General features: G+C 40.3%; 25 protein-coding genes and 1 other RNA gene. 8 read left to right on the forward strand and 18 right to left on the reverse strand.

From position 1 onward, the window contains the following. The 18 genes from thrB to I6751_RS08780 all read right to left on the reverse strand — a co-directional run bounded on the left by thrB (position 1) and on the right by I6751_RS08780 (position 18,974). Positions 1-918, reverse strand: coding sequence for a homoserine kinase (thrB, locus tag I6751_RS08695; protein ID WP_231037941.1), 918 nt, complete (start codon positions 916-918; stop codon positions 1-3). Beyond that, entirely contained in the window at positions 915-2,216 is a 1,302-nt protein-coding gene (locus I6751_RS08700; RefSeq protein ID WP_196591616.1) for a homoserine dehydrogenase, read from the reverse strand. The genes thrB and I6751_RS08700 overlap by 4 nt, the downstream gene beginning before the upstream one ends. A 31-nt stretch (positions 2,217-2,247) precedes the next feature. After that, entirely contained in the window at positions 2,248-2,715 is a 468-nt protein-coding gene (locus I6751_RS08705; protein WP_196591617.1) for an ACT domain-containing protein, read from the reverse strand. 250 nt (positions 2,716-2,965) lie between these two features. Beyond that, positions 2,966-3,907: a chemotaxis protein gene (locus tag I6751_RS08710; protein ID WP_196591618.1), complete on the reverse strand. Its 942-nt coding sequence runs from the start codon at positions 3,905-3,907 to the stop codon at positions 2,966-2,968. Between the two features lie 117 nt (positions 3,908-4,024). Continuing rightward, positions 4,025-4,924, reverse strand: a complete 900-nt coding sequence (locus tag I6751_RS08715) for a CvfB family protein (RefSeq protein ID WP_231037942.1) — start codon at positions 4,922-4,924, stop codon at positions 4,025-4,027. Beyond that, the gene (rsfS, locus tag I6751_RS08720; protein ID WP_196591619.1) at positions 4,905-5,282 is read right to left on the reverse strand and encodes a ribosome silencing factor; all 378 of its coding nucleotides are present in this window, start codon (positions 5,280-5,282) and stop codon (positions 4,905-4,907) included. Before rsfS ends, I6751_RS08715 begins: the two co-directional genes overlap by 20 nt. 57 nt (positions 5,283-5,339) lie before the next feature. After that, positions 5,340-6,335, reverse strand: coding sequence for an LCP family protein (locus I6751_RS08725; protein ID WP_196591620.1), 996 nt, complete (start codon positions 6,333-6,335; stop codon positions 5,340-5,342). Then, complete coding sequence (gene yqeK, locus I6751_RS08730; protein ID WP_196591621.1) at positions 6,325-6,909, reverse strand: bis(5'-nucleosyl)-tetraphosphatase (symmetrical) YqeK; 585 nt, start codon at positions 6,907-6,909, stop codon at positions 6,325-6,327. Before yqeK ends, I6751_RS08725 begins: the two co-directional genes overlap by 11 nt. Positions 6,910-7,056: 147 nt before the next feature. Beyond that, an RNA gene (gene rnpB / locus I6751_RS08735) (RNase P RNA component class A) lies at positions 7,057-7,406 on the reverse strand. Between the two features lie 40 nt (positions 7,407-7,446). Then, a complete protein-coding gene (locus I6751_RS08740; RefSeq protein ID WP_196591622.1) occupies positions 7,447-8,262 on the reverse strand; it encodes a TrmH family RNA methyltransferase in 816 nt (271 codons plus the stop codon). 87 nt (positions 8,263-8,349) lie between these two features. Further along, entirely contained in the window at positions 8,350-8,949 is a 600-nt protein-coding gene (gene ruvA, locus I6751_RS08745) for a Holliday junction branch migration protein RuvA (RefSeq protein WP_196591623.1), read from the reverse strand. A 14-nt stretch (positions 8,950-8,963) separates the two neighbouring features. After that, positions 8,964-9,455 carry a crossover junction endodeoxyribonuclease RuvC gene (gene ruvC / locus I6751_RS08750; RefSeq protein ID WP_182186358.1) on the reverse strand — a complete coding sequence of 164 codons (492 nt, stop codon included), beginning with the start codon at positions 9,453-9,455 and terminating at the stop codon, positions 8,964-8,966. 2 nt (positions 9,456-9,457) lie between these two features. After that, positions 9,458-10,192 (reverse strand): YebC/PmpR family DNA-binding transcriptional regulator, encoded by a 735-nt coding sequence (locus I6751_RS08755; RefSeq protein WP_182186356.1) that lies wholly within the window; start codon positions 10,190-10,192, stop codon positions 9,458-9,460. Between the two features lie 36 nt (positions 10,193-10,228). Continuing rightward, on the reverse strand, positions 10,229-11,446 hold the full coding sequence (gene tyrS, locus I6751_RS08760; protein WP_196591624.1) for a tyrosine--tRNA ligase: 1,218 nt from the start codon (positions 11,444-11,446) through the stop codon (positions 10,229-10,231). A gap of 17 nt (positions 11,447-11,463) precedes the next feature. Continuing rightward, on the reverse strand, positions 11,464-13,578 hold the full coding sequence (locus tag I6751_RS08765; protein ID WP_182186352.1) for a transglycosylase domain-containing protein: 2,115 nt from the start codon (positions 13,576-13,578) through the stop codon (positions 11,464-11,466). 167 nt (positions 13,579-13,745) lie between these two features. Beyond that, positions 13,746-16,112, reverse strand: coding sequence for an endonuclease MutS2 (locus I6751_RS08770; RefSeq protein ID WP_196591625.1), 2,367 nt, complete (start codon positions 16,110-16,112; stop codon positions 13,746-13,748). A gap of 10 nt (positions 16,113-16,122) precedes the next feature. Further along, positions 16,123-18,633, reverse strand: a complete 2,511-nt coding sequence (locus I6751_RS08775; RefSeq protein ID WP_196591626.1) for a DUF3656 domain-containing U32 family peptidase — start codon at positions 18,631-18,633, stop codon at positions 16,123-16,125. A gap of 98 nt (positions 18,634-18,731) precedes the next feature. After that, positions 18,732-18,974, reverse strand: a complete 243-nt coding sequence (locus I6751_RS08780) for a cell division protein ZapA (RefSeq protein WP_182186346.1) — start codon at positions 18,972-18,974, stop codon at positions 18,732-18,734. 110 nt (positions 18,975-19,084) lie between these two features. Between I6751_RS08780 and I6751_RS08785 the strand changes: the two genes are divergently transcribed. The 8 genes from I6751_RS08785 (at position 19,085) to I6751_RS08820 (ending at position 26,682) form a co-directional block, all read left to right on the forward strand. Beyond that, positions 19,085-19,324 (forward strand): hypothetical protein, encoded by a 240-nt coding sequence (locus I6751_RS08785; protein WP_182186344.1) that lies wholly within the window; start codon positions 19,085-19,087, stop codon positions 19,322-19,324. Positions 19,325-19,388: 64 nt separating this feature from the next. Next, a complete protein-coding gene (locus I6751_RS08790) occupies positions 19,389-21,068 on the forward strand; it encodes a DUF4127 family protein (RefSeq protein ID WP_196591627.1) in 1,680 nt (559 codons plus the stop codon). A gap of 270 nt (positions 21,069-21,338) precedes the next feature. Further along, positions 21,339-21,539, forward strand: coding sequence for a 4Fe-4S binding protein (locus I6751_RS08795; protein WP_182186341.1), 201 nt, complete (start codon positions 21,339-21,341; stop codon positions 21,537-21,539). Continuing rightward, the gene (locus I6751_RS08800; RefSeq protein ID WP_196591628.1) at positions 21,536-22,681 is read left to right on the forward strand and encodes a 2-oxoacid:acceptor oxidoreductase subunit alpha; all 1,146 of its coding nucleotides are present in this window, start codon (positions 21,536-21,538) and stop codon (positions 22,679-22,681) included. Before I6751_RS08795 ends, I6751_RS08800 begins: the two co-directional genes overlap by 4 nt. Beyond that, the gene (locus I6751_RS08805; RefSeq protein ID WP_182186337.1) at positions 22,681-23,505 is read left to right on the forward strand and encodes a 2-oxoacid:ferredoxin oxidoreductase subunit beta; all 825 of its coding nucleotides are present in this window, start codon (positions 22,681-22,683) and stop codon (positions 23,503-23,505) included. Before I6751_RS08800 ends, I6751_RS08805 begins: the two co-directional genes overlap by 1 nt. Further along, on the forward strand, positions 23,502-24,026 hold the full coding sequence (locus I6751_RS08810) for a 2-oxoacid:acceptor oxidoreductase family protein (protein WP_196591629.1): 525 nt from the start codon (positions 23,502-23,504) through the stop codon (positions 24,024-24,026). The genes I6751_RS08805 and I6751_RS08810 overlap by 4 nt, the downstream gene beginning before the upstream one ends. Before the next feature lie 231 nt (positions 24,027-24,257). Then, the gene (locus I6751_RS08815; RefSeq protein WP_182186334.1) at positions 24,258-25,121 is read left to right on the forward strand and encodes a MurR/RpiR family transcriptional regulator; all 864 of its coding nucleotides are present in this window, start codon (positions 24,258-24,260) and stop codon (positions 25,119-25,121) included. A 223-nt stretch (positions 25,122-25,344) separates the two neighbouring features. Beyond that, positions 25,345-26,682 carry a PTS sugar transporter subunit IIC gene (locus tag I6751_RS08820; RefSeq protein ID WP_231037943.1) on the forward strand — a complete coding sequence of 446 codons (1,338 nt, stop codon included), beginning with the start codon at positions 25,345-25,347 and terminating at the stop codon, positions 26,680-26,682. The last annotated feature ends 7 nt before the right edge of the window (positions 26,683-26,689 follow it).

Genomic DNA, 26,689 nt, shown 5'->3' on the forward strand with positions numbered 1-26,689 from the left:
CTAAATAAGACAGACACCAGTATTGTCGATGTTTAGGGCCATATAATAGGAATCCACATTATGCTCGGCAAATGCCTGTACCATGGCTTGTCCTATGAGATCTTCATTTTCTGTAGCAAAAGCAATGAGAGATGGCCCGGCACCGCTTATTGCTGCACCTAACGCACCTGCCTGTCTGGCTGCCGTGAATACCTCACACATACCGGGAATCAGACAGGCTCGGTATGGTTGATGCAGTTTATCAGCAAAAGCATATGATAAGACGGCAGCGTTGCCCGTGCAAAGCGCTGCCGTTAATGCTGCAACATGACTAATATTGAAGGCAGCGTCCTTTAATGTTACTTTCTCCGGCAGAACCTTGCGCGATTTTTTTGTTGATAAAAAAAATTGTGGAACTGTCACGATCATTTTTAGGGCAAGCTTGGGCAGAAAGGAAAAAGTCCTGATATCATCGGCATCTTTAAAGCTTATCGTTATACCGCCGAAAATAGCAGGTGCGACATTATCAGGATGTCCTTCAATCGAAGCAGCCAGTTTCAGCAGGCCATTTTTATCAAGGGGTTCATTCAGCGCATAATTAGCGGCCGACAATCCTCCTGCTATAGCGGCAGCACTGCTGCCCAGGCCACGTGAAAGCGGTATGGCATTGTGCATTTTTATATAAGCACCCTTATATGGTGCATCGGTTATATCAATCAGATCCTTAATGACTTTCCAGACCAGATTTTTATCATCGGTAGGAATGTACTCAGTGCCTTCCCCGGAAATTTCTATATGCAGATAATTTTCACTGTAAAGTGTAAGCTCCAGAATATTATATATATCACAAGCGATACCCAAAGAATCAAAGCCGGGGCCGCAGTTAGCTGTTGTAGCTGGTATGCGCACTTTTACTGTTTTGCTTTTGGTTGCCATCATATCTCCTGACTGGTCGGAGGTTCGACGCGGATTATATTGCATATTTTCTTTACTGCCGGTAAATTATTCAGCGTTTGTTCAGCCTTACGAATTTTTTCTTCCTGCACTTCATGACTTATGGCCACAATTTCAGCGCATGTATCGACTTTTCTCTTTTGAATTACGGCATTCAGACTTACACCAGTCTGACCGAAAGCCATAGCAATAGTACCTAGTACACCGGGTTGATCATCGACTAATAAACGAACATAGTAAGAAGAAATAGTTTTTTCTATCGGACAAAAAGGTTTATGTTCATAACAGGTGCAGCCGATACGTCCGAAACGGTTTTTTATTATGTCTCTGGCAACATCAATTATGTCGGCAATGACTGCTGATGCTGTAGGCAGCTGTCCTGCGCCGCGGCCATAAAACATTGTTTCTCCGACAGCATTACCCCTTACAAATATCGCATTGAATTCATTACGCACAAAAGCCAGAGGATGAGTCTGCGGCAGCAGCGCCGGATGAACCCGTACATCAATGCCCAGCTCATTTTCTCTTGATACAGATAACAGTTTTATTGTATAGCCAAGTTCTTTGGCATAGGCTATATCCTGTGGAGTTATTTTAGTGATACCTTCAGTTGATACTTTGTCAAGATCGACGCGGCTGTTAAAAGCTATTGAAGCAAGAATCGCTGTTTTTCTGGCGGCATCAAGTCCTTCAACGTCCGCTGTGGGGTCGGCTTCGGCATAACCCTTTTCCTGAGCTGCTTTTAATACATCATCATAGCAGGCATTTTCTTCACTCATTTTGGTAAGCATATAATTGGTGGTGCCGTTTACTATACCGATTACTTCGGTGATCTTATTGGCGGTAAGACATTGTTTAAGTGGTGTAATAATCGGTATGCCACCGCCGACACTGGCTTCAAACATAAAATCAACATTATATTTTTCTGCTGCGGCAAACATGTCTTTGCCAAATTGGGCAACCACATCTTTATTGGCGGTTACGACATTTTTACCGGCTTGCATAGCCTTGAGCATATACTCACGCGCCGGATGTATCCCACCGAGTAATTCAACGACTATTTCCACATTGGAATCATTGAGAATGTCATTAATATCATCAGTCAGGCTGATATCAGCAGGCAGATGACGATTTTTGCTGAGATTGTGTACCAGTACATGAGTAATCTTAAGTTCCGCTCCCACTTTGGGAAGTATTTCGTGCATATTTTCTTGTAATACCTTAACTACACCTGTACCGACTGTACCACAGCCTAAAAGACCTATTTTTATAATCTCACTCATTGGCAGAATATCCTTTCAAAAAATAAGCAGTTTAAGCTTGCCCAACTATTTCAAGCCGACGTACGCCATCGATGACACGCAGTTTATCAAGCAGTGCTTCGAGGTCTATGCTCATATTTTCAGTTTCAACGGACAATGTCACATTGGCCATTCCCTGTAAAGGTAATCCTTGGTTTATTGTCAGAATATTAGCGGAATCAGCGGAAATGATATTGAGTACATTCGACAGCACACCCTTCTTATGATCAAGCATAAATGAAATGGAGACTATTTTATTTAAACTTGCTTCATAGAAAGGAAAGACAGAATCCTTGTATTTATAATAAGCGCTGCGTGATAAACCAGTTGAAGCTATAGCTTCATTGATAGTGGAAGCTTCACCGCGTTTCAACATTTCATTTACCTTTATGGTCTTTTTTATTGCTGTTGGCAGAATATCTTCTTTTACCAGGAAAAACCCGGTATTTTTATTATTTATGACTTGTCTTCTTTTACGCATTTACGTCCTCCATGTTTATATGATGAATATTTTTATTCTCTGAGAGGAATCTCCCTGTGCTATTATAACTTGTTTCTATGATTTTTTCTACCCCTGGACAACATAATATTATTAATTTGTGCTTAAAATAATTCAAAGACAAATTTAAATTTGTAAATTATGCTAAAATATTCATTCGTACAGGAATAAAAAAAATGCCCCATCCTAATAGTATAAACTTTCGGATGAAGCATTTCCATCGATAGTGGAATCAATCTTTAAATATAATACGATCCATAATGTTTATTAACTGGCCTATTTCCGGTTTGGAGATTTGAGCAGTTGCACCTAACCTATCACCTTTTTGGCGCATTTCTTCATTTATTAAAGAAGAAAATAATATTAAAGGAACATTGGCAAGTACTTTGTCTTCCCGAACCAGTTTAAGCAGGCGATGACCATCCATCTGAGGCATTTCAATATCGGAAATTATAGCGGTAACTTGTTCTTCAATCGGACCATTGGCGTCCTTTAAACTTATTAAGTAATCATAGGCCGATTTGCCGTTATTGAAATCACGGACAAATTCGTAACCAGAATTATGGAGCGTTTCAACCAGTAAGTCACGCAGCATTCTTGAATCCTCAGCCACAACGATATGCTTAGTGCGGCGTCTGGCTTCGATAGGAGCGGTAACTTTGTCGACAGTGGATAATTTTTGGTTGATTTCCGTATTTATTTCAGCGATAATACGTTCAAAGTCAAGTAATAATACGATTTTGTCAGGCATTTTTATTACTCCGACTACCATGGCTTCATTGCCTACTTCCGGTGCCGGTTCCATATTTTCCCAGGAAATGCGATGTATGCGGGAAACATTATCAACTAAAAAACCAATAGTATAATTATTGATTTCTGTTACAATAATATTTTTAGGATCATCACTGCCCTTTGCTTTTATTGCTCTGGATAGATTTACCAATGGGATGGCCTTGCCGCGCAAGGTAAATAATCCATCGACATAAGGATGTGCTGACGGCATGGCCGTTACAGGAACTTTAGTGATGACTTCACGTACTTTGGCTACATTGATGCCGTAGTGAACTTCACCAATGTCAAACTCCACAATTTCAAATTCGTTTGTGCCGCTTTCTAAAAGAATCCCCTTATTGTTGTCACTGCTGTCCAACGCGGTTGCCTCTATTTTCTGCATGTTCATACCTCCGATTTTAAGTCACAAATTCATTAGGGCGATAATAGTGAGCTAAAATATAATATAACTTTACCTGATAATTCGGTGATTTTTACCTTAAATCCTTCTAAAAGATTTTTATTTTTTCATATTGTGTAAAAACAGCCAGCCATCTTCTTCTGTGACGGTACCGGTTTTAAGCAGATGTCCTACGGCTCTTTTGAAAGCTGCCTTACTGATATTGAAACGTTCCTTGATTATTTCGGGAGGAGTTTTATCGCTGTAGGGCATTTTACCATTGTGGGCGATAAGTTCTTGTAATATAACGTTAGAATCTGTTATTATTGCTTCTTCTTTTATCGGGCGCAAAGATGCATTTAGACGGCCGTCATCACGTAGATATGTCACACGTATAGTTACATTGGCACCTACGTGAGGGTGCTGGGGCATTTCCTTTTCGGCAACAAAAGCAATATAACGTTCAGTAGTAAAAACAAATGCACCTTGTTCTGTTAAATTATATACAGATCCTTCTAAAATATCGCCGACTTTTACATCAATAGCGGGTTTGGAAGCGCGGCGTATTTCATCTTCAACTTTCATGGTGACTGCCAGGCGTCCTGATTTATCAGTGTACAGTTTAGCCCAGACAAATTCGCCTATTTGCAGATTACCGCGAGTTCCGGCATAGGGTAGGAAAATACCTCGTTCAGCGCCGGCATCAAGGAAAGCGCCGTCTTTTGATATATTTATGACCTTAAGACGGGCAATTTGTCCTTCCTTCATTTGTGGAACCCGCATGCTGGCAGTAAGACGTCCCTTAGGATCTTTATAAAGAAAGACTGTCACTGTATCACCAATTTTTACCGGAGAAAGCTGCTGGGTCTTATGCAATAAAATATCGTCAGATGTGTTGCCGGTCCGGGCGTCCAGAAAAACTCCCATATCATTTTGTCGTACAGCTTTTAATGTAGCAACTGTACTGGGTTTCAGCTGCCTTGCAGAGGCGGTATCATTATCATTCATAATGTGTGACATGGGCATCTCCCCAAAGGTTTTCCAACCCGTAAAATTCACGACTTTCTGCGGTAAAAATATGTGCTACACAATCGCCGTAATCCAATAAAATCCATTCACCGGATTTATATCCTTCACGGTGCAGAAGCTGTTCACCTGCTAATTTCAGCTGATCTTCAATATTATCGGCTATAGCGCGGGCCTGTATAGTTGATCCGCCGTGACAGACAATAAAATAATCAGTTGCCGTAGTTAGTTCCTTCATATCCATTAACAGGATTTTCTCTGCTTTTTTGTCACTGGCTGCATTGGTAATTAACTTGCTTTTATCAAGTGAAGTCCGTTTGCTGTCGGATTTGATATTAATTATAAAAATCATACCTTTCTGATTTGAATTTATTTATTTTAAATTTTATTCATAAAAATTAACATGACATTAATTGCCATTTGAGAGCATTTGGGTCACAGTATCATTTATTTGTTCTGAATTTGGCTGCCATAATTTACCATCAGAGGAAAATTTTCCCGGTAATGTTTTAACTGTGACGGTGTTATTTTTAATCAGCCAGATATAATTTTTTAAATTTGTCAAACTGAATAAATCGATATTAGTGTATAAAGAGTTATTCAATATATTCACAAGACCAGGAATTTTAGGAATGGAATTTACTGTAAGAGTTTCAGTATAAAATGATTTCAAAAAAATTTCCTGCCTTTCTGAGCGTCCGATATCACCCAGATCATCACTGCGATACTGGAGATATCCCAGTGCCTGTCTGCCATCAAGATGCTGATAGCCATTCTTAAGATGAATTGAGATATTACCTTGAGGATCATCATAATCCATATCGCTGCCTACATATAGGTCAATACCGCCAAAAGCGTTGATAAAATCTACTAAAGAAGTTTCATCCATAATGATGTACTGACGGATACGAAAATTTACCAGATTAGATACCGCTCCCAGTGTTTGGTCAATACCGTTTTGTTGGAAAGAGCCTATTGGAACGATAGTATTGTTCAGGGGTACTGCGGTATTGCGAGGAATAGACAAAATCGATAACGAACCATTGCTGTGATCTACATGAAAAATGAACAACGCGTCGGCATAGGCATTAATGTCAGTATAGGTTGATTTATTGATACCAATAAACAGAATATTATCTGCATTATTAAACTCAGGTACTGGGGCAGGTTTTTCCTGTTGGGCAGATTTTCTGGTACTTTGGTAGTTTTTGTAAAGTCCAGCTGCATACGTATAAAGTTCAGTGCTTTGACCATAAGCAAAACGAAGTGCCTGGAACATTGCCGCCAAAATAAGTGCGATGATGATTAAAAATATAATTATCCGCCCTAATTTAGGACGACGTCTTCTCCGTTTGACTGTTTTCCTTGTTCGTCCTGTTGAGGAGGGAAATCGTTTATTTGCCATATTTTTTCTGTTGCTCTAACAAAAAATTGCGGGCAAGGATAGTCTGCGGATGAATCATCTGTTTTTTAGCAATAATGAATGATATTGATTTATCAAAAGCCGCAATCATTATCGTATTGAGATCATTTACTGCCATAAAACTGCGGAATTCGTCGATACCATCATAATCACGATGGGGCTCAACCATATCGGACAGGTAAATGATTTTATCTAAATCAGTCATTTCCGCCCTACCAATGGTATGTAAAGCTATGGCACTCAGAATTCCGGAATCGGTAATACCGTATTTTTCATGGGCTATCGCAGCTCCTAATGGTGCATGCAGCAAGATAGGTTGGTATTCATCTATTGTATAAATCTTTATATGATGTTTTCTGGCTTCATCAATGAGTGAACCAGTGGGAATTTCGCGTGCACAATCATGCAGAAGCCCCGCCACTTTGGCTTTTTCTTCCGAGATATGAAAGCGCTTGGCCAGTTTTACTGCCGTATTGCTGACACTTAGCGAATGGACATAACGATGGTCATTGTTGAGTCTGCATTTTAACTGTTTTTGCATCTCATTATAATTCAACGTTAAATAGCTCCTTTGTAAAATGTGATTGGTAAACCGGCATGATATTGCTGCTTATTCACATAATAGGACATTATATTATAAAATACAATAAATTTTAATTAATTATGAATAAAAAATAAACTGCCTTAAGGCAGTTTTATTATCATTGTGAGTAATCAATAAGCCGAGTTCTGTTCCGCTTAAGCGGTGACGATCATTTATCTGGATCAACAGTTGCCTGCTGACTCTAGCGACACAACCCGGAAGGTTCAGCGGGCCGCTTCATCCCTTCCCTATTCGGTCTTGCTCCATATGGGGTTTACCAAGCCGCACAGTTACCTGAACGCTGGTGCGCTCTTGCCGCACCTTTCCACCCTTACCTGCCAAAACAGGCGGTCTAAATCTCTATGGCACTTTCCCTAAGGTCACCCTCGCCGGACGTTATCCGGCATATTGCCCTGTGGAGCCCGGACTTTCCTCAGATATAAAATATCCGCGATCATCTTTCATACTCATAATAATACCCTTATATTATAGCATTTTTCGAAATAACTGTCAATTATAATGCTTTTGACGCATGATTTCATACATTATCATTGCAGCCGCACTGGAAGCATTAAGCGATTCATTTCTACCAAACATGGGAATGAAAATACATTTATCTGACAGACTGCACATCTGTGTGGAAATACCGGCGCCTTCATTGCCAAAAATAACGGCGACCGACTGTTGGTAATTTATTGAAAAACACGGAGCAGCATCTGTAGATAAAACTGTAGAAATTAAAGTAATACTATTTTTAACGGCAAAAGATTTAAGGTCGTTTGGCAGTACTCCGGTGACTATTGGCAGATGAAAAAGAGAACCCATTGTGCTTCGAACGACTTTAGGGGAAAATACATCTACAGTTCCCTTCGTCAAAATGACGGCATCAATACCAGCAGCATCTGCTGTTCTTATGATAGTGCCCAGATTGCCAGGGTCTTGCAGGTGATCTAGAATTATCATGGCAGGAACTGGTTTATTGGACAATAAGTTTTCATCAAGCGCGGCAGTGTTCTTTTGCACGACAGCAATAATACCCTGAGGGGAATCGGTGTCAGTTAATTTTTGTAATGATGCAGTTGTTATTTTGTGGAGAAAACAATTTTCCCGTTGAGATAATTGTTCTATTAAGGTAGCAGCCCGATTGTTTTCCAAGATTGCCGGAAGGTAAAAACAATCCCTTATACTGGCATTACTTTGCAGTGCCGTTTCAACCAATCGTATCCCTTCAATCAAAAACAGGTTGTTTTTGTCACGAAATTTTTTCTGTTTTAAAGCAGCAGCATTTTTTATCTGGATGTTTTCAGGGCTGGTAATGATATTCATGCAATAAATCCTTTGTAAAATTATAATATGTTTACGCTAATGTTCACTCCAATAAGCGCTTTAATATCCGGGTGATTACTAAAGCGCTTATGAACTTAATTCTTTAAGAGCAAACTTAATAATTGCCTCAACAGAAGATAAGTGCCGGGTCTTTTTTAATACAGCGGTACTTTCCTGCGGTGTATAGCCGAGGGAAAGCAAGGCCTGTTTAGCATCAGTCCAAATATCAGACGATGCAGTAATATCTGAGGCATCATCAGTAAAAGCATCTGCATCATTTACAATGGTATTGCCCAGTTTGTCCTTTAGTTCCAAAATAATACGTTCAGCTGTTTTTTTGCCGATCCCCGGGGCTGAGGTCAATAAAGATGACTGTTTGTTTTTGATAGCCCAGACAATTTTATCCGCTGACATTACCGATAAGATATTTAGTCCGGCTTTTGGACCGATGCCTGATACTGAAATAAGATGATTGAAAATAGTGTATTCTGCCTGAGTAAAAAAACCATAGAGCTGCAGGGCATCTTCCCGAACATTTAAATAAGTGTAAAGCGTCAATTCCTGACCAATTTTTAACTGAGAACGTGTTGAAGCCGCGATAAGAACGCGGTAACCGACGCCTGCAACTTCAATAAAACACATATCTGGGAATAATTCAGTAATTTTTCCATGTAGATAACCAATCATATTGTTCTCCTTGCTTAACTATTCCGCCAGACAATGCTATTCATGCAGTGAGTTGTACAGATAGCGGCAGCTAAAGCATCGGCAACATCATCGGGATGAGGAGCCGATGACAGATGCAGAATTTTTTGAACCATGTAAATTACCTGTTCTTTAGTAGCTTTGCCATATCCGACTACAGATTGTTTTATTTGCAGCGGTGTACGTTCCACCAGTTCTATATTATTTTCTGCTGCTGTCAGCAAGATGATACCACGTGCCTGACCGACAGGGATTGCCGTAGTGACGTTTCTGTTGAAAAACAGCTGTTCTACACCAATCACATCGGGGTGATATTGATTGATTAAAGAGGTTAATTCCTGATGGATTGTCAATAGTCTGTCCTGCGGTCTTGCCTTGGAGCTTGTGGTAATAGCACCATATTCTACAGCTTTTAATCTGCTGCCGGCAGATTCAACAAATCCGTAACCGCAGATGGCCGTTCCTGGATCTATACCTAACGCCAGCATGATTATTCTTCTTCATCTATTTCGTAATTTGAATAGACATTTTGCACATCATCGTGTTCTTCAAGAGCATCTATCAAAGACAGCATTTTGTCTGCATCTTTGCCTTCTAACTTTACCGTGGTATCAGGCAGCATGGTTATTTCTGATTGTACAGTTTCGATTTTATTGTCTTCGAGAGCCTGTGCCACAGCATTAAAGTCTTCCGGTGCAGCCGTTATTTCAAAAGAGTCGGTTTCAGCTTTTAAATCATCGGCACCGGCTTCCAGTACAACCATCATTAACTTTTCTTCGTCATCGTATGTTTCTTTGTCAACAATAAAAATGGCTTTTTGTTTGAACATCCAGCCAACACAGCCGGTTTCGCCCAGATTGCCACCATATTTTGAGAATAAATGACGGATATCAGCGGCTGTACGGTTGCGATTGTCAGTCATTATGTCAAGCATGACAGCACTTCCGCCCGGACCGTAACCTTCATAAACAAATTCTTCATAGGTGCTGCCATCAGCAGCACCTAATCCCTTTTGAATAGCTCTTTGAATATTATCCTTTGGAATATTGTTAGCTTTTGCCTTAGATAAGGCCAGTTTCAGACGCATGTTACCGATAGGGTCACCGCCGCCCATGCGTACGGCAACTGTTATTTCACGGCCAATTTTAGTTGTGATTTTGCCGCGGATAGCATCATTAGCACCCTTTTTTCGTTTGATGTTTGCCCATTTTGAATGTCCTGACATTTATTACACCTCATGTAATTATTAATATAGTTGTTGTTATTTAAAAATTAAACGGTAGTATTTTTTCTTACCCTTTCTTATCATGCAAAATCCATCGTTGAAGTCAGCTGTTGTGAGCAGCCGTTCAACGTCATTTAATTTTTTGTCATTAAGAGAAATCCCGCCTTGCTGGATAAGACGTTTACCCTCACCTTTGGAAGCAAGAATGTTATTAGTCACCAGTATATTGAGCAGTTTGCCGTTAAGCTGCTCTGTACTTATTTTTATTGTAGGAGCATTTTCAAGAGTACCCTGCCCTGTAAACAGAGCTTCGGCAGCTTCTTTAGCCTTTTCAGCCTCTTGTTTCCCATGGACCATTTTGGTTACTTCGTAAGCCAGAATTTTTTTAGCTTCATTTATTTTTTCATCTTTTAAGCTGCTGAGTCTATTGACCTCATCCATTGGGATAAAAGTCAATAAAGACAGACATTTTTTTACATCGGAATCGTTTATGCTGCGCCAATATTGATAAAATTCATATGGTGATGTTTTTTTAGGATCAAGCCATAAAGCGCCCTTGGCAGTTTTCCCCATTTTTTTACCCTCACTGGTAGTAAGTAAGGTAAAAGTCAGGCCATAAGCCGGAGCTTCATATTTACGGCGCAGCAGCTCAACGCCGGCAATAATGTTAGACCACTGATCATCACCGCCCATTTCCATTTTACAGTTATAACGACGGTTTAATTCCATGAAATCATAGGCCTGCATGATCATATAATTGAATTCGAGAAAAGTTAACCCTTTTTCCATACGTTGCTTATAGCATTCTGCCGTTAACATTCGATTGACAGTGAAATGTGGACCTACGTCACGCAGTAAATCAATATAATTCAATTTGCGCAGCCATTCACCATTGTTTACGAATAGGGCTTTGCCATCAGTAAAATCAATGAAATGACGCATTTGATCTTTAAAACGATTACAATTATGTTCAATTATTTCATCAGTAAGCATTTTACGCATATCAGTGCGGCCAGATGGATCACCGACAGTCCCGGTTCCACCACCGACCAGACAGATCGGACGATGACCGGCGCGCTGCATATGGGCCATTACCATCATTCCAAGAAAATGGCCGACATGCAAACTGTCTGCAGTAGGATCAAAACCAATATAAAAAGTGATTTTTTCCTTTTCCAATAAATTTCTTATTTCTTCTTCATGGGTAACCTGAGCTATATAACCACGCTCTTTTAATGTGTCATATACGTTCAATCAAAGTCCTCCTAAAGCTAATTTTGACCCTTGCCGCCTTGCTCACCTGGTTCAGGCTGCAGAGCCGGAGATTCCTGCGGTATAGCCGGGATATGTTTATCAGGGCTGGTTTTTTTATTATCGGCGGAGGCAGCAGCCTTATTAGCATTGTCGTTTTTATCCTTGTTTGCAGCTTTTTTATCTTGTTCAGATGGTTTTTGCAAAACTTTATTATTGTCAAGGTCAGTATGCAGCTCAGCATTACCGCTGCTGATAGTTCCATCGGCATCAGGAAAATTGTCTGCTTTAGTACCGGAAAGTGCCTTAGACATGAAAGCCTTCCAAATTAAGGCTGGTGTGGTTCCGCCATACATACCGGGCATTACTGCGTTATCATCACAGCCAACCCATACTGATGTGACCAGATCAGGGGTATAACCAATAAACCAGGCATCTTGATAATTATCAGTAGTACCGGTCTTGCCGGCTGCCGGACGGCCAATATTGGCTCGGGAGCCGGTCCCGTTGGCAAGTGCATTTTGCAGTATACTGGTAAGCAGATATGCACTGCGCTGTGTTATGGCCTGATGTTTTTCCGGTTGGTGTTCTTCAATGGTTTTACCGGTGCGGTCGACAATTTTAATTATAGCCGTTGGTTTGATATATACACCCTGATTGTCAAAAGCGCTGTAAGCTGCGGCCATTTCCAAAGGAGTCACGCCTTTAGTCAGTCCGCCAAGTGCTGATGCCAGATTACGGTCATTTTTGGCTCCATCTAGAACTAAGGTCGATATACCCAGCTTTTGTGCAGTGCTCAAAACACTGTCAATTCCTAATGAATAAGCCAATTTTATCGTCGGTATATTTATTGATTCAGTGGCAATCTGGCGAATATTGACTACACCATGGAATTGATGGTCATCATTTTGCGGCTGCCATGTACCAATTTTTATTTCACTGTCATCGACTCTGGTATCAGGTGTCATGTTATTTTCAAAGGCTGTAGCAAATACAAATGGTTTAAATGATGAACCGGGTTGTCGTACAGCCATAGTGGCTCGATTGAATTTATCCGTACCGCGTCCGCCGACCATAGCCTTTATATAGCCTGTGTGGGGATCAATGGCAACAAGTGCCCCCTGCGGCTGTTCGAGGTTGTTTTTATCTTTTCGGGAGTTGGGCAGATTTTTCATAGCTGCTTCAGCATCGCGCTGCATTGACATATCTATAGTTGTATAGATTTTCAAACCTTCTTTGTAAACTTTATCAGCGCCGTATTTATCAATTAGTGTCTGTGTTATATAATCAATGAAATATGAGGCCGTATCATCATCTGTAGATTTTTTACCGGAATTGAGTTTCAATTCTTCCCGGTCAGCCTGCTGCAATTGATTGTCATTTATGTAGTTATACTTTTCCATTTGTTGTAAAACTACAGTTTTGCGTTCCTTGGCAGCAGCCAGATTATTTAATGGGGAATAATAATTCGGACTGCGGGGGATACCGGCAAGCATGGCACATTCTGATAAATCAAGTTCAGAAACATCTTTGCCAAAGTAAGTTTGGGCCGCGGCTTCCACACCATAAGCACCCTGACCAAAGTATATTTGATTCAAATACATTTCAAGAATTTCTTTTTTTGTATATTGGTGTTCTAATTCCAAAGCCAGGAATACTTCCTGAATCTTTCTTTTCCAGGTACGGTCTTGGCTGAGATAGGCATTTTTAGCTAATTGCTGGGTTATCGTACTGCCGCCTTCCGCAATTTCATGGTTAGTGAGATTGGCCCAGACTGCGCGTAAAATACCGCGTGGGTCAATGCCAAAATGATCGTAAAAACGGGCATCTTCATTGGCAATGAAAGCATTTTGCAGGTTTATCGGTATTTTTTCAAGTGGGACAGGAACACGGTTTTCCACAGCGTGCACATTTTTTATCAAATTCCCGTTTATGTCGTAGAGCTGAGAAGAAGCCGGTGGGTCTATATTGTGAAGCATATCTGGTTTTGTATTTATTGATGCTGTTAAAAAACCACAGCCGACGCCAACCACCATTACGACGAGTACTATGGCAAAAATTGACAAAGTTTTTTGCCAACCGTTATTCTGGGAAGTACGACGCCTGCGGTTGTGCATTTGTGTGCGGTTATCCATGTATATCCTCCTAGCTGGATGCGGGGTAAAACCCCATGGTATTAACTGTTCCCATTAATAATTGAACAGTAATGATCATTATAGCATTTGATATGATAAAATATTTATCAAATGCTATGATACCATAAATTCGCAAATGTTACCACTTATCTGTATATGGTGGTCGTTTATTGCAGGCTAACTACTGTGGCACCGCTGCCGCCTTCATTTATATCGGCCAGGGAATAATCGAAGACATTGTGATGTTTTTTTAAATATTCATGGATGCCCTTACGCAAAGCACCGGTTCCTTTACCGTGAATGATAATGATTTGTTTTAATCCGGCCATGACGGCATCGTCAATATATTTGTCCAATACTTCTTCTGCCTCATCCACCATTAGGCCGCGTATGTCGATCTGTCGACTGACCTGAGCGGTTTTATCTGCCTGTGAAAAGCTCTTGCGATGATTGGGTTCAGTAGTATTGGGCAATGTATGATGTTTTATAAACAAGCACTGCGTTGCTTTTACTGTGGTTTTTAAACCGCCCAGCAGAATTACCAGTTCATCACCGCGAATTTCCGCTACAGTACCTTGTTGGTGTAGTTTTTTTAAGTATACTATATCACCCGGCTGAAGGGTCTCAATGTTGATTTTTGTACCGTCGTGTGCAGGCGTGTTATTGATATTGCTGTATTTATTCATACTGAAATGTAATTTTTCCCGGGCGGAATTTATGACGGATTGGCGCTTTGTTATACCTGCGTCATTAAATTGTGCTTTTAGTTCCTTGATGATGGTTTCGGCCTGACGACGCGTTTCCCGTAGTAAATCAGCACATTCTTTTTGTGTTTTGCGGATCGATTGATTTTTTTTCTGAGAAAGTTCATATTGCTGTTCTTTGAGTCGTTTTTCTAAATTGAATATGTGGTGTTCCTTTTCAGTGATAACTGCATTTTTTTGTTCATAAATAAGTTTTTCGGTTTCCAATGTATTTAAAACATTTTCAAAATTGGCATGGTCTGCTTTTATGAGCTGTTTGCCCCGCAAAATTATTGATTCCGGCAGACCCAGCCGACTACTTATAGCAAAGGCATTACTTGCACCAGGAATACCTATAAGCAGCCGGTAAGTCGGCTGCAGTGTCTTAATGTCAAATTCCACACTGGCGTTTTCAATATTATTATGACTGTAAGCAAAAGTTTTTAGCTCATTGTAGTGAGTCGTGGCTACTATAGAAGCATTGATTTCAAGTAATTTTTCAAGAATGGACATGGCAAGCGCAGCTCCTTCTTCCGGATCGGTGCCTGAACCCAATTCATCAAGCAGAACCAAGGCAGAAGAATCAACGTTTGCTAAAATATGGATTATATGTGTCATATGTGCCGAAAATGTACTCAGATTTTGTTCAATGCTTTGTTCATCACCAATGTCGGCGAACACATTTTTATAGATGGAAAGTTCTGAGCCTTCATTTGCCGGGATGAAGAGTCCTGATTGAGCCATTAATACAATAAGACCAAAGGTTTTAAGGCTGACCGTTTTACCACCGGTATTCGGTCCGGTAATCAGCAGTGCCCGGTACTTCTGGCCAATTTTTATATTAATGGGTACGACTTTTTCTGCTGGCAGCAGAGGATGACGTGCCGAAAGCAGGTCGGTGCGTCCGGTTTCATTTAAAATGGGAAAAACGGCGTGCATATCGGCAGCTAATTTTGCTTTGGCACAGGTAAAGTCAAGCAGGGCGATAAAATTACAATTATACCGTAAAATAGAAGCATTTTTGGCAATCTGGCCGGAGATATTCTTTAAGATCCGTTCTATTTCTTTTTTTTCATTCAACTGGCAGCGCTTTATGTCATTGTTCATGGCAGCGATTGTCATTGGTTCGATAAATAAAGTGGAACCGCTGGCCGATTGGTCATGTACTATGCCGGGAAAAAATTGCCGATATTCCTGTTTTATAGGAATAACATAACGTTCATTGCGAACAGTTATAATAGTTTCTTGAAAATATTTTTGCATATCGGGATTTTTTAATATATTGTCCATGGAAGATTTTACACGACGTTGCAAAGTTTTCAGTTCTTGCCGCAATTGATACAATTCATTACTGGCTGTGTCACGGATACTGCCATGTTCGTCGACAATATTGTTGATTTGATGTTCTAACTGTCCCAGAATTTCGATGGAGGCTGACCAGGTTTTGAGCTGGGGGCAATCTACAGGACATTCTTTAAAAAAAGTTTTTATATTGCGCATACCATACATAGTACTGGAAATATTTAATAAAGATTCCGGTTCCAGTATTATTTGCATAGCGGCTTTTTTTAAAGATAAGCGAATATCAAATATCCCGCCGAAAGGCGGTTCCGCTTCAGCCAATACAGCCTGAGCCTCATGAGTTTGTGTTAACGCTGACTTTATTTCTTCATAATCGATAGAAGGAAGTAAGACCTTGAGCATTTCCCGCCCTTGGACCGTACGGGCCTTTTGTTCCAATTTAGTAATTATTTTATTGTATTGAAGCAGTTTGATAGTTGATTGTTCCATTTATTCACCATTATTCATTGTTTAGTATGCCACGGAAAAAATGACCGCGGGTGAAGTTGGTTCCTTCTATACTTTCAATGCTATTGCTCTTAAATATTTTGTGATGTTTACCCCTTTGCAGAACTTCATGATAAATTTTCACTATTGATTCCAGCTTATTGGCAGTTTCGTAGCGACCGTCGATACGAATGCGGCTGATACCCGCATTCTGGACATCGGGTATATGGGCTAGCATCACCAGTTTGCGACCGTTTAAAATGTGCATGTGACAAAATTGGTCGGTGACAACTGGAAAGTGTTCGGACTTGCGGTCTTTTAGATAAAATCTGTTTTGGTGGCAAGGTGCCGCGCAATTACCCTTGTGGAGATTTCCTAGAAAACTACCGATTGCACAGTATTCAGATACCATTAATTCAATGTTGCCGCTGACTATTACTTCCAGTGGCAGATGTGAATTGGCTGAGAGGTTCTTTATTTGCTGCAGGTTCAACTCAGGAGACAATACAGCAGCTTGAACATCCATATCAGCCAAAGTAGTAAGACAGGCAGAATTAAAAGTGTTCATGGAAAAGTCGGCCCAAAGTGGTAGATTTATATTCGTATCCCGGCGAAAAATGTTGATTTTTCTTATTTGACCGGCAGTATGGGCATAAATACCGGCAAATTTTGTCAAATCCAATTGAGAAAAAAGTAAATCCATATATTTCATTTGTGATTGACATAAAATACGCGGCATCGCCAGATAAATTTTTACTTCAGCACAGTGACACAAGTCTACTGCCTGTTGATAGGTTTCTATGGATATATGCTGATGATTGTATGAATCACCGCCAAATAATATAGCATCACAGCCGCCTTTTAAAGCACCCTGTAGTTTGTCGATACTGTCAACAGCAGTTATCAAAGAGGTTTTTTGGGGGCGGAACACAGCATGATGAAAGATTGTTTTGTGCCAGTCGGTGAAATCAGGAGCAGGGTGGTTGAAGCGTTCACGACGCTTGACAAGCAGTTTGTCAACAGCCTGACGCCGAACATCATTTAGTACGCTCACTGGTACCATTACATCGGCACCAATATCACAGGTAAGCTCGTCTAATTGGTAGATGGTATTGCCGAGACGGCCCATTTGCTTATTGACGGTATCATAAGTGAGCGGTCGTTTTAATGCTCTTTCTGTAACAAAATCAGCTGTAAATTCAAGCCGGCCGCAGTCATCACTCAGCTGTAATTTTATTGGCGAACCAATATGGGCCGATAAATTTATTTTCAGCGGGATACGGCGTACAGGATCACTATTATTAAAGAAATTTTTGGCTTTTTCGTTCAATTTGGCATCGGCTATTTTAAATAAACGATCATGTTCTTGCACATGACCGGGCAGTTTTATACTCACAATATCACCGCATTCTGCGGTTTCGACCGATTCCCCGGCAACCTTCATTGCAGTTACGTTCATGTTTACCCGGCCGCCTACTTTTACCCAAAAATCAATTTTATCACCGAGATTAAGTTCATCTGACAGTTTGATATCGGCAATAAAAGTCTTTTTATTATATTTTTGGACCCGTCCAATGAGTAGACCCCGATTATTAGGTTTACGGTCACTCATCATGTTTTTGCCTTGATGTCCCTGAAGATAGGCCGTAGTAAAATCACGATTAAATATTTGCGAAAGTTCTTTGTCTGTCTGCCGGATATTGTAATTGGCAGACTTTTTATAATAATCGTCTATTTTATTTCTGTAAGCATTAACCGCAATGGCAACGTATTCTGGTTTTTTCATCCGGCCTTCTATTTTAAACGATTTGACACCGGCTTCAATTAATTGCGGCAACAGGTCAATTGTTTTCATATCACGCGGACTGAGCAGGTATTGACCGGCATCAGTGCCATTTAGAAGATCATTATCATTTTTGTCAACAAGAGTATAAGGCAGGCGGCACGGCTGTGCACAACAGCCACGGTTACCACTCCTGCCGCCGATCATGCTGCTCATGAGGCATTGCCCGGAATAGCATACACAGATAGCACCATGAATAAAAGTTTCTATTTCGATTGAAGTATTACGGCAGATGAATTCAATATCGTTCAGACTGACTTCTCTGGCTAATACGACTCTGCTGAAATGCAGTTTTTCCATCATCTTAACGCTGTCAAGATTATTTACACTCATTTGAGTACTGGCATGCAGTGGCAGATCGGGAACAATGCAGCGGGCAATTTTAGCAACTCCTAGATCTTGTACAATGATGGCATCAACGTTGATAGAATATAGATAAAGTAAATAATCAGCCAATTTATTGAGTTCACTGTCATCCACCAAGGTGTTGACAGTAACGTGGACAGCCGTATTGCGCAGATGGGCGAAGTCCACGGCTTTTTTTAACGCGGTAGTATCAAAGTTGGCGGCGAAAGCCCGCGCACCAAAATTCTCTCCTGCCAGATATATGGCATCAGCGCCGCTTTCAACAGCGGCTTTAAAAGCTTCCCAGGTACCGGCTGGGGCAAGTAATTCAACCAAAAAAAGTACCTCCACAACGTAGAATCGTTGATATAATGTAATAAAATAAACGGCATGGAAATCCATACCGCATTATCTTTTGTAAAAATAGTGAAATATTATTTATCTTCCAATAGCTTGATCAGCTCATCATAATCCTTTTTCAGCTGAAAATAATCATCAGCAATATGGAGTGCCGTCAATACGCCAATACGCTGAATAGGCAGGTATTGATTCTTTTTTACCAGCTTACGCATTTTGTTGTCGACCATATCAGCCAGTTCTCTCATATATTCGATATCGACATCACCCTTTATCGGATATTGTTCTCCATAAATTTCTATTGTCAGTTTGTTTTCCATAAGTGTCACCCGAGTATTATGTGAAAAATATTAATTTATATATTCATATGTATAGATTTTATCAAAATATAGCTTGAGATGCAAGAATTTGCGAGCGATAAGAAGATATAATGATGCAAATTTTCTCTATAAAATTAAATTCTTATGTTGGACATAGAAAAAATTTGACTTGGCAGATAGAAAAATTGGGTGGCGCTGATGATACAAATATCGGTGCGATATCTCCGTTATCAGGGCAGGATACTGTTACCCGGTGCTGCATAAATAATGACCGTCTTTTCCAGCGGGGGATTTATTGTTATAATTATAATGATTTTATTAGGAAATCCGGGAAATTTATAGTAAAATAATGTTTGTATATTTATGCTATAATGTATATAAATAAATAGCAAAACACTGAAAAGGATGAATGTTTTGTATAAAAGAAGTATATTTTTTATAGCGCTGGCGATATTTACTGTTGTTGTTTTTCAGCAGATAAGCTTCACAGGGCCGGAAAATAATGTAAATATTGAGCAAAAATATACGAAGTGTGTCTTGCTCGTTCCATTGGACAGCCGGCCTCCCTGTTCAAAATTTGTAATAGATGCTGGTAAATTGGTAAATATAAGGGTAATTGTGCCGCCACAGGAAATAATGGACTATTATACTGAGGCGGGTGACACCGGAAAACTGCGTGACTGGCTGATGAATAATGCTACAAAGGCTGATGGGATCATTGTGTCGACGGATCAATTGCTTTACGGCGGGCTTTTGGCTTCACGTCAGTCTTTTGGCAGACATACAGATGAAAATGCAGTGTGGTCGGCATTGAAACAAATACGTGAAACCAATAAATCACTGCCTATATATGTGTTTAATATATTGCCGCGTATAACACCGCCAGCTAATATCGATGCAGCGAAGGATATAAAGAATTTGATGGAATATTCACGGCTGGTTGATAGATTTAGTCAATTCTATGATGAAAAAGATTTGAAAAAACTGGCTGAGCTGCGAGGTAAAATTTCACAGAAGCATTTAGAGCAATATGAATTATTGTATGAAAAAAATTTACAATTGAATAAAGAATTGATTGATCTGTGCGCTGCTGGTGTTATAAATAAAATTGTCATTGGTCAGGATGATGGTGAAGAATACGGTATGCCAAATATTGAGCGGCGTTTTTTACAGCGCTATATAGTACAGAAGAATCTTAATGCCGGACAGGCTGTTGTAACGCATGGGGCCGATGAGGTCGCCATGTCATTACTGTTTAACATGGCGCAGCAGTTTAATGCCACGGTGTATCAACCTAAAATATATGCCGCGTACACAGATGACGCAGCTGCTGATAAAATATTTCCATATATGGCGGCACCGGTTAAACAGATTGTTGAAGAAAAGATAGAAATGACGGGCGGAAGACCCGTAAAATCACCAGATGAGGCCAATTTTATTTTATACATGCACATTGGTGATGTTGAAAGTCTATCGGTACGTCGTTTGGCTGCCCGGCAGTTAAAAAATTGGCTGGATGAAGGGAAAAAGGTTGCTTTGGTTGATCTCAGCAGACATTTTACCGCTGATGAAACATTATTTCCTGTGTTATTGGCAGACGATATACCGGTGAATCAATTAACCGCATATTCGGGTTGGAATACAGTCAGTAATTCTATTGGCCAGGCAGTAGCACAGGCGTCTATATACTGCCTGGCTCAGCATAATGAAGCAAATGAAGCAGACGCACTGAGGCTTTCCTATAATAATCTGACAATACTTTATGACCATTTTACAGAAGACTATTTCTATTTAAAGGGAACAATTGATGCCGTAAATACTGCCTTGCGTAAAGCCGGTATTGATAATGTGAGCGACCTTAATATGGATAATAATTATCTGTGGGCAAATCAGATGTTGAGCATATCACTGCAGCGCCAGCTGGATAAGTTTGCCTATAGTAAAGCGTCGCGTGCTCCTATAAGGATTGACACGCCGGATGGAAAGAAAAAAATATATATACGCAACCTGCGGGCGGCAGTATTTTTTCCTTGGCCGCGCACATTTGAGATATATACGGATGTAAAATTTAATTTACTGACAGAAAGTCAGTAATAATAGGATTTAAGTAACAATGTAATATAAATTTTAATTATATAGTATTGTCAAAAAGAACAAAACTCTTTATAATATAGCTTATTGCCGCAAAACGCATTTATTGATGGAATGCTGATAAGAAATACCAAATATATCATTAAATCGGCATCCTTTTAAAATAATTACAGAGAACTTATCGGTAAAAATTTCGATATATTTTTAGCTGAGGTACGTCGAGATGTATTTATTACCGACGGTAATCAAAAGACGATGCAGGGAGGAAACATTATGGACACAGAAATTTTTTTGAAATCGGAACGTTGCAAGGGATGTGGTATCTGCGTAGCTTTTTGTCCGAAGAAAGTTTTGCAGCTGGATACATTAGGACACTGCAGTGTTGTAAGACCTGATGATTGTATCGCTTGTGGTCAATGCGAATTGCGTTGTCCGGATTATGCTATTTTTGTAGATAAGAAGGTGTACGCATGACAGAAATGAAATTGATGCAGGGAAATGAAGCTTGTGCAGCAGGTGCTATCGCGGCCGGAGTAAGATTTTTTGGCGGCTATCCGATAACCCCTTCAACGGAGATTGCAGAAACGATGGCTAAAAAGCTACCCGCTTTGGGCGGTTGTTTTATTCAGATGGAAGATGAAATTAGTGGCATGGGTGTTGTTTTAGGTGCATCACTGGCCGGACGGAAAGTGTTGACAGCCACTTCAGGACCGGGATTTTCTCTTAAACAGGAATTGATTGGTTATGCGGCCTGTGCTGAAATACCAGTTGTGATAGTCGATGTACAAAGGGTAGGACCGTCTACCGGGCAGCCAACTTCACCTTCACAGGGCGATGTTATGCAGGTCCGGTGGGGAACTCACGGGGATCATCCGATGATTGCATTATCACCATGGACAGTACGGGAAACTTTTGATGCGGCAGTAATGGCTGTTAATTATGCTGAAAGATTTCGTACGCCGGTTATCTTACTGATGGATGAAATAGTTGGGCATCTGCGTGAAAATGTTCAGCTGCCGAATGCCAGTGATATTACTGTCTATCCGCGGCGTCGCCCGACCAAAAGCCGTGCTGCCGGCTATCAGCCCTATGAACCAGAACAGGACATGGTGCCTAATCCGGCTGATTTTGGCACGGGTTATCGTATTCATGTAACAGGTCTGATCCATGATTATACCGGTTTTCCATCCGGCAGCCCGGTAGTGACCGAAAAATTTATAGACAGATTGCATCGCAAAATTGCCATAGCACAAGATGAGATAACCCATTATGATGAATTTTTTATGGAAGATGCGGAATATGCCGTAGTATCATATGGTGGTGTGGCTCGTACAGCTTATGAGGCAGTACGAAAGGCGCGGGCAAAAGGATTGAAAGTCGGCATGATTAGATTGATGACAATCTGGCCGTTCGCCAACAAAATAATAGAACAAACGGCTGAAAAAGTAAGGGCAATATTGGTGCCGGAACTCAATTACGGGCAGCTCAAGTATGAAGTGGAACGCGCTGCAGCCGGCAGATGTCCGGTAAGCCTGCTGGCTAAATACAATACTCTATTATTTACACCGGACGAAATTGTGGACGGAATAGAAAACCTTACAGGGGGCAGAATATAATGCAGGAACGTACTTACGAAAAATATTTTCGACAAAATCGTCTGCCGCATATCTGGTGTCCCGGCTGCGGTAACGGAACTGTAATGAAAGCAATAGTTGAAGCTGTAGAAAAGAGGAAACTTCCCCGTGATAAAACGGTTATTGTATCGGGAATAGGTTGTTCATCGCGAGCATCCGGGTATATGGATTTTGATACGCTGCATACGGCGCACGGCCGGGCCATTCCTTTTGCTACCGGGATAAAATTGGCCAATCCGGAATTGAATGTGATTGTGATTACCGGTGATGGTGACTGCACGGCGATCGGCGGTAATCATTTCATTCACGGAGCCAGACGCAATATTGATTTGACAGTAGTGCTTTTCAATAATGCAATTTATGGGATGACCGGCGGGCAGGCTTCACCGATGACACCTTTACATAAAAAGGCTACTACGGCACCATACGGCAGTGTTGACCGGCCTTTTGATGCCTGCCAGCTGGCTTCGGCTGCGGGAGCTTCTTATGTCGCGCGCAGTACTGCCTTTCATGTCCAGCATTTAACGGATATGATTGCCGAAGGAATTTCTGTTGAAGGGTTTTCTTTCATTGAGGCTGTAGTTCAATGTCCTACAGCCTATGGACGAAAAAATAAAATGCCGGAACCGGCACAAATGATGGCTTGGCTGCGCGATCATGCTGTTTTGCAGAAAGCATGGGATAAGCTGCCAGAAGAAAAAAGATCGGATAAATTTCCTATTGGTGTATTTTTAAAGAGGCAGTTTGAAGAATATACAAAGGCCTATGCTGAAGTTATTGCAAGTGCCCAAGGGGGTAAAAAATGATGAAACAATTGAGGTTATCAGGTTCCGGCGGGCAGGGTGTAATCACTGCGGCAATTATTTTTGCCGAAGCAGCAATGCGTGAAGGCCGTCAAGTCGTTCAGTCGCAGTCCTATGGTCCTGAAGCCCGCGGCGGGGCTTCTAAGGCGGAAGTGATTATTGATGATGCACCTATTTATCATCCCAAAATAATCGTGCCGGATATTGTCTTGTCTCTGACGCAAAAAGCAGCTGATAATTATTATGGCGATTTGGACCGCAACAAGGGTATTTTGATAGTTGATGAGGATCTGGTGCCTGATATTCCGGATTTTCCCCGGGTAATAAAAGTGCCAGTGACACGTATTGCTTCTGAACAGGTGGGAAAAATGCTATTTACTAATATTGTTGCACTGGGAGTATTGGTCAAGATATCAAAAATAGTATCAATCGATAGTGCACGGGCTTCCGTGCAAAAACGCGTGCCGCCGCATACTGTAGAGCAGAATATGAAAGCACTGGAACTGGGGTATAATGCCGTTTGATATAACACGATCATTGTTCTTTATAAATAAATAAGTAATTTTATAAATATTACAAAGGGACTGTAGCATGTGAACATTTTCATCCATAATATGCAATATACCGTTTTCCCTGCTCTTCTTAAAAAGAATGGGAATCCGGTACAGCGGTGATTAATTGCATCTTTATGAGGTCAATGCCGTTCGTGCGGCAGTCCCTGTTTGGGTTATATTATTTTATTGAAAGGATTTATTATGCGGCTTTTGAAAGCAATGAAAGAAACTGAGCGTTTCAATTCAACAGAACAGTCAATAATAAAATATATTTTAATTCATTCTAAGGAAATTGCCGATTTGTCGATACGTGAGCTGGCTGAACGGGCTTTTGCGAGTCCGGCAGCGATATTCCGTCTTTGCCAGAAACTGAATCTTAAAGGATATACAGAATTTAAAATAAAATTTATAAGTGAAATAAATCGTACATCTGCATTGGAATATCCTATTAAAGGCCGGCCAATCACTGACAAAAATCCACCGGATTCGATTGTAAAAAAGATAGCGGCTCTGGAAATAGAATCTATTGAAGAAACAAAGAATGAAATGGATATACAACAGCTGATACGGGTAGCCGGATTTATCGCTGATGCCAAAACAGTAGATTTTTATGCATTTGACGTGAATTACTATATAGCCCAAATTACAGCATATAATTTTTTGCAGATTAAAAAAAATGCAGTGGTGACAATGGCAGCCAATAGTCAGTATATGCGGGCATTGACTTGTGACAATACACATGTGGCCGTTTTTTTGAGCCGGACGGGAGAAAATAAACGACTGATTGATATAGCTAAAATTTTGCAAAAAAGAAAAATAAAGTCTTTTTTGCTGTCACCGGTAAAAAATTCCACATTGGCAGGATTAATTGATGAATTTTTATACATTGCAAATACTGAAGAATATCTTGATATGGGAAATATGATTTTCAATGTGGGTGTACGATATTATCAAGATGTTTTGTTCAGCATATTATTGTCGCAGGATTATTGGAATATACGCCGCACTTATACGGAATTTGAGGATATATTTGGCCGATTGAAAGATTCATGGCATTTGTGGTAGGTAATAATTAAAAAATTACATAGTAATGATTAAATACGAAATAATGTTTCAGTATATTTCGTATTTTTTTTATTTTGCCGGAACATCATTCCAAAATGTTATGAATTGCTTGAATTGAGCAATTGCTCTGTATTAATATTAATTCGAAATTCTTGTACATTGCGCATTGTATGAAGGAAATGCTTGCCATTGATTAAAGTTTTGTAAAAAAACAGTATGACAAATGGAATGGAAAGGATATGAAAATGAAGTGACCAGAGAAAGAATATTTGATAAATTTATTGAATTTATGGGTAAATTTGCTGAACTGAAAGTTGTTGTGGCTTTGCGTGATGGGTTTATCATGACCACGCCGTTCACTATCTGCGGGTCGGCGTTTTTATTGATTGCCAATCTGCCAATACCGGGTTACGCTCAATTTATGGCTTCTATTTTTGGATCGAATTGGACAGATCCATTGAACCAGGTAGCCGGAGCAACTTTTAGTGTTTTGGCGTTGATTTGTGTTTTGACGATCAGTTATAAGTATTGTGAAGCCGAAGGCTGTGACGCCATGATGGGAGCCGTTATGGCAATGTCCACTTTTCTTATTTTAACGGCATCATATATTGTCAGTAAGAGTGGTGAGAAAATTGGTGATGTAATACCGAAAATGTGGGCTGGCAGTAATGGTATTATAACGGCAATTATTGTAAGCTTTGCTGTTTCTTATATTTTTTGTTATTGCGAAAAAAATAAAATTGGCATTAAAATGCCGGAAAGTGTTCCAACTGGTGTTGTTAAAGCATTTTCAGCATTAGTTCCCGGTTTGATATTTTTTACCGGTGCAGCTGTGATCTATACGCTGTGCAAAGTTTTAGCCGGTGTCACATTCCCCGAATTGATATTCAAAATATTGCAGACTCCCCTGCAAAATATTTCAGATACATTATTAGGCGGTAGTGTTATTGCCGGACTCCAGAGTATTTTATTCTGGGCGGGAATTCATGGGCCAAATGTTGTCGGCGGAGTTATAAGTCCTGTCCTGACAGCCAATGCCATTGATAATCAGCATTTATTGGATGCCGGCATGCAGCTGCTGGGTAATCCGCAGGCTAAGATAATTACCATTCAGGTTAATGATGTGTTTATAAAAAGCGGTGGCTGCGGACTTACTTTGGGATTTCTCATAGCATCATTTCTTTGCGCCAGATCACAACAACTAAAGTCTATTTCTAAACTGTCATTTGTACCCGGTTTATTTAATATAAATGAGCCAATCATTTTTGGTCTGCCGATTGTATTTAATCCGTATTTATTAGTGCCCTTTGTAATTGTTCCGATAATTGCAATGATAATAACATATAGTTCTATTGTATTGGGATTCATGTCGCCTTTTAGTGCTGTACAAGTACCTTGGACGACACCGGCAATAATATCAGGAGCGCTTTTAAACGGCTGGCAGGGAGTAATTGTGCAAATTGTCAATCTTATTATGGCTACGATCTTGTATTTTCCCTTTGTGAAATTGCAGGATAAGGTTTATCTAAAAGAAGAAACAGTAAATAAAACCGCTGGCTGATTATTAA

This window comes from Pectinatus frisingensis, from assembly GCF_015732285.1.
Taxonomy (GTDB): Bacteria; Bacillota; Negativicutes; order Selenomonadales; family Selenomonadaceae; genus Pectinatus; species Pectinatus frisingensis.

Bases quoted from the DNA above. Each gene is read 5' to 3' on its own strand.
- I6751_RS08710 (WP_196591618.1), bottom strand. From the start codon at position 3,907: ATGCAGAAAATAGAGGCAACCGCGTTGGACAGCAGTGACAACAATAAG.
- I6751_RS08770 (WP_196591625.1), bottom strand. From the start codon at position 16,112: ATGGAACAATCAACTATCAAACTGCTTCAATACAATAAAATAATTACT.
- I6751_RS08765 (WP_182186352.1), bottom strand. From the start codon at position 13,578: ATGGATAACCGCACACAAATGCACAACCGCAGGCGTCGTACTTCCCAG.
- I6751_RS08820 (WP_231037943.1), top strand. From the start codon at position 25,345: ATGGAATGGAAAGGATATGAAAATGAAGTGACCAGAGAAAGAATATTT.
- I6751_RS08725 (WP_196591620.1), bottom strand. From the start codon at position 6,335: ATGGCAAATAAACGATTTCCCTCCTCAACAGGACGAACAAGGAAAACA.
- I6751_RS08755 (WP_182186356.1), bottom strand. From the start codon at position 10,192: ATGTCAGGACATTCAAAATGGGCAAACATCAAACGAAAAAAGGGTGCT.
- I6751_RS08700 (WP_196591616.1), bottom strand. From the start codon at position 2,216: ATGAGTGAGATTATAAAAATAGGTCTTTTAGGCTGTGGTACAGTCGGT.
- I6751_RS08800 (WP_196591628.1), top strand. From the start codon at position 21,536: ATGACAGAAATGAAATTGATGCAGGGAAATGAAGCTTGTGCAGCAGGT.
- I6751_RS08795 (WP_182186341.1), top strand. From the start codon at position 21,339: ATGGACACAGAAATTTTTTTGAAATCGGAACGTTGCAAGGGATGTGGT.
- rsfS (WP_196591619.1), bottom strand. From the start codon at position 5,282: ATGATTTTTATAATTAATATCAAATCCGACAGCAAACGGACTTCACTT.
- I6751_RS08815 (WP_182186334.1), top strand. From the start codon at position 24,258: ATGCGGCTTTTGAAAGCAATGAAAGAAACTGAGCGTTTCAATTCAACA.
- I6751_RS08785 (WP_182186344.1), top strand. From the start codon at position 19,085: ATGATGCAAATTTTCTCTATAAAATTAAATTCTTATGTTGGACATAGA.
- ruvA (WP_196591623.1), bottom strand. From the start codon at position 8,949: ATGATTGGTTATCTACATGGAAAAATTACTGAATTATTCCCAGATATG.
- I6751_RS08780 (WP_182186346.1), bottom strand. From the start codon at position 18,974: ATGGAAAACAAACTGACAATAGAAATTTATGGAGAACAATATCCGATA.
- I6751_RS08810 (WP_196591629.1), top strand. From the start codon at position 23,502: ATGATGAAACAATTGAGGTTATCAGGTTCCGGCGGGCAGGGTGTAATC.
- ruvC (WP_182186358.1), bottom strand. From the start codon at position 9,455: ATGCTGGCGTTAGGTATAGATCCAGGAACGGCCATCTGCGGTTACGGA.
- I6751_RS08705 (WP_196591617.1), bottom strand. From the start codon at position 2,715: ATGCGTAAAAGAAGACAAGTCATAAATAATAAAAATACCGGGTTTTTC.
- I6751_RS08740 (WP_196591622.1), bottom strand. From the start codon at position 8,262: ATGAATATCATTACCAGCCCTGAAAACATCCAGATAAAAAATGCTGCT.
- I6751_RS08715 (WP_231037942.1), bottom strand. From the start codon at position 4,924: ATGTCACACATTATGAATGATAATGATACCGCCTCTGCAAGGCAGCTG.
- I6751_RS08805 (WP_182186337.1), top strand. From the start codon at position 22,681: ATGCAGGAACGTACTTACGAAAAATATTTTCGACAAAATCGTCTGCCG.
- thrB (WP_231037941.1), bottom strand. From the start codon at position 918: ATGATGGCAACCAAAAGCAAAACAGTAAAAGTGCGCATACCAGCTACA.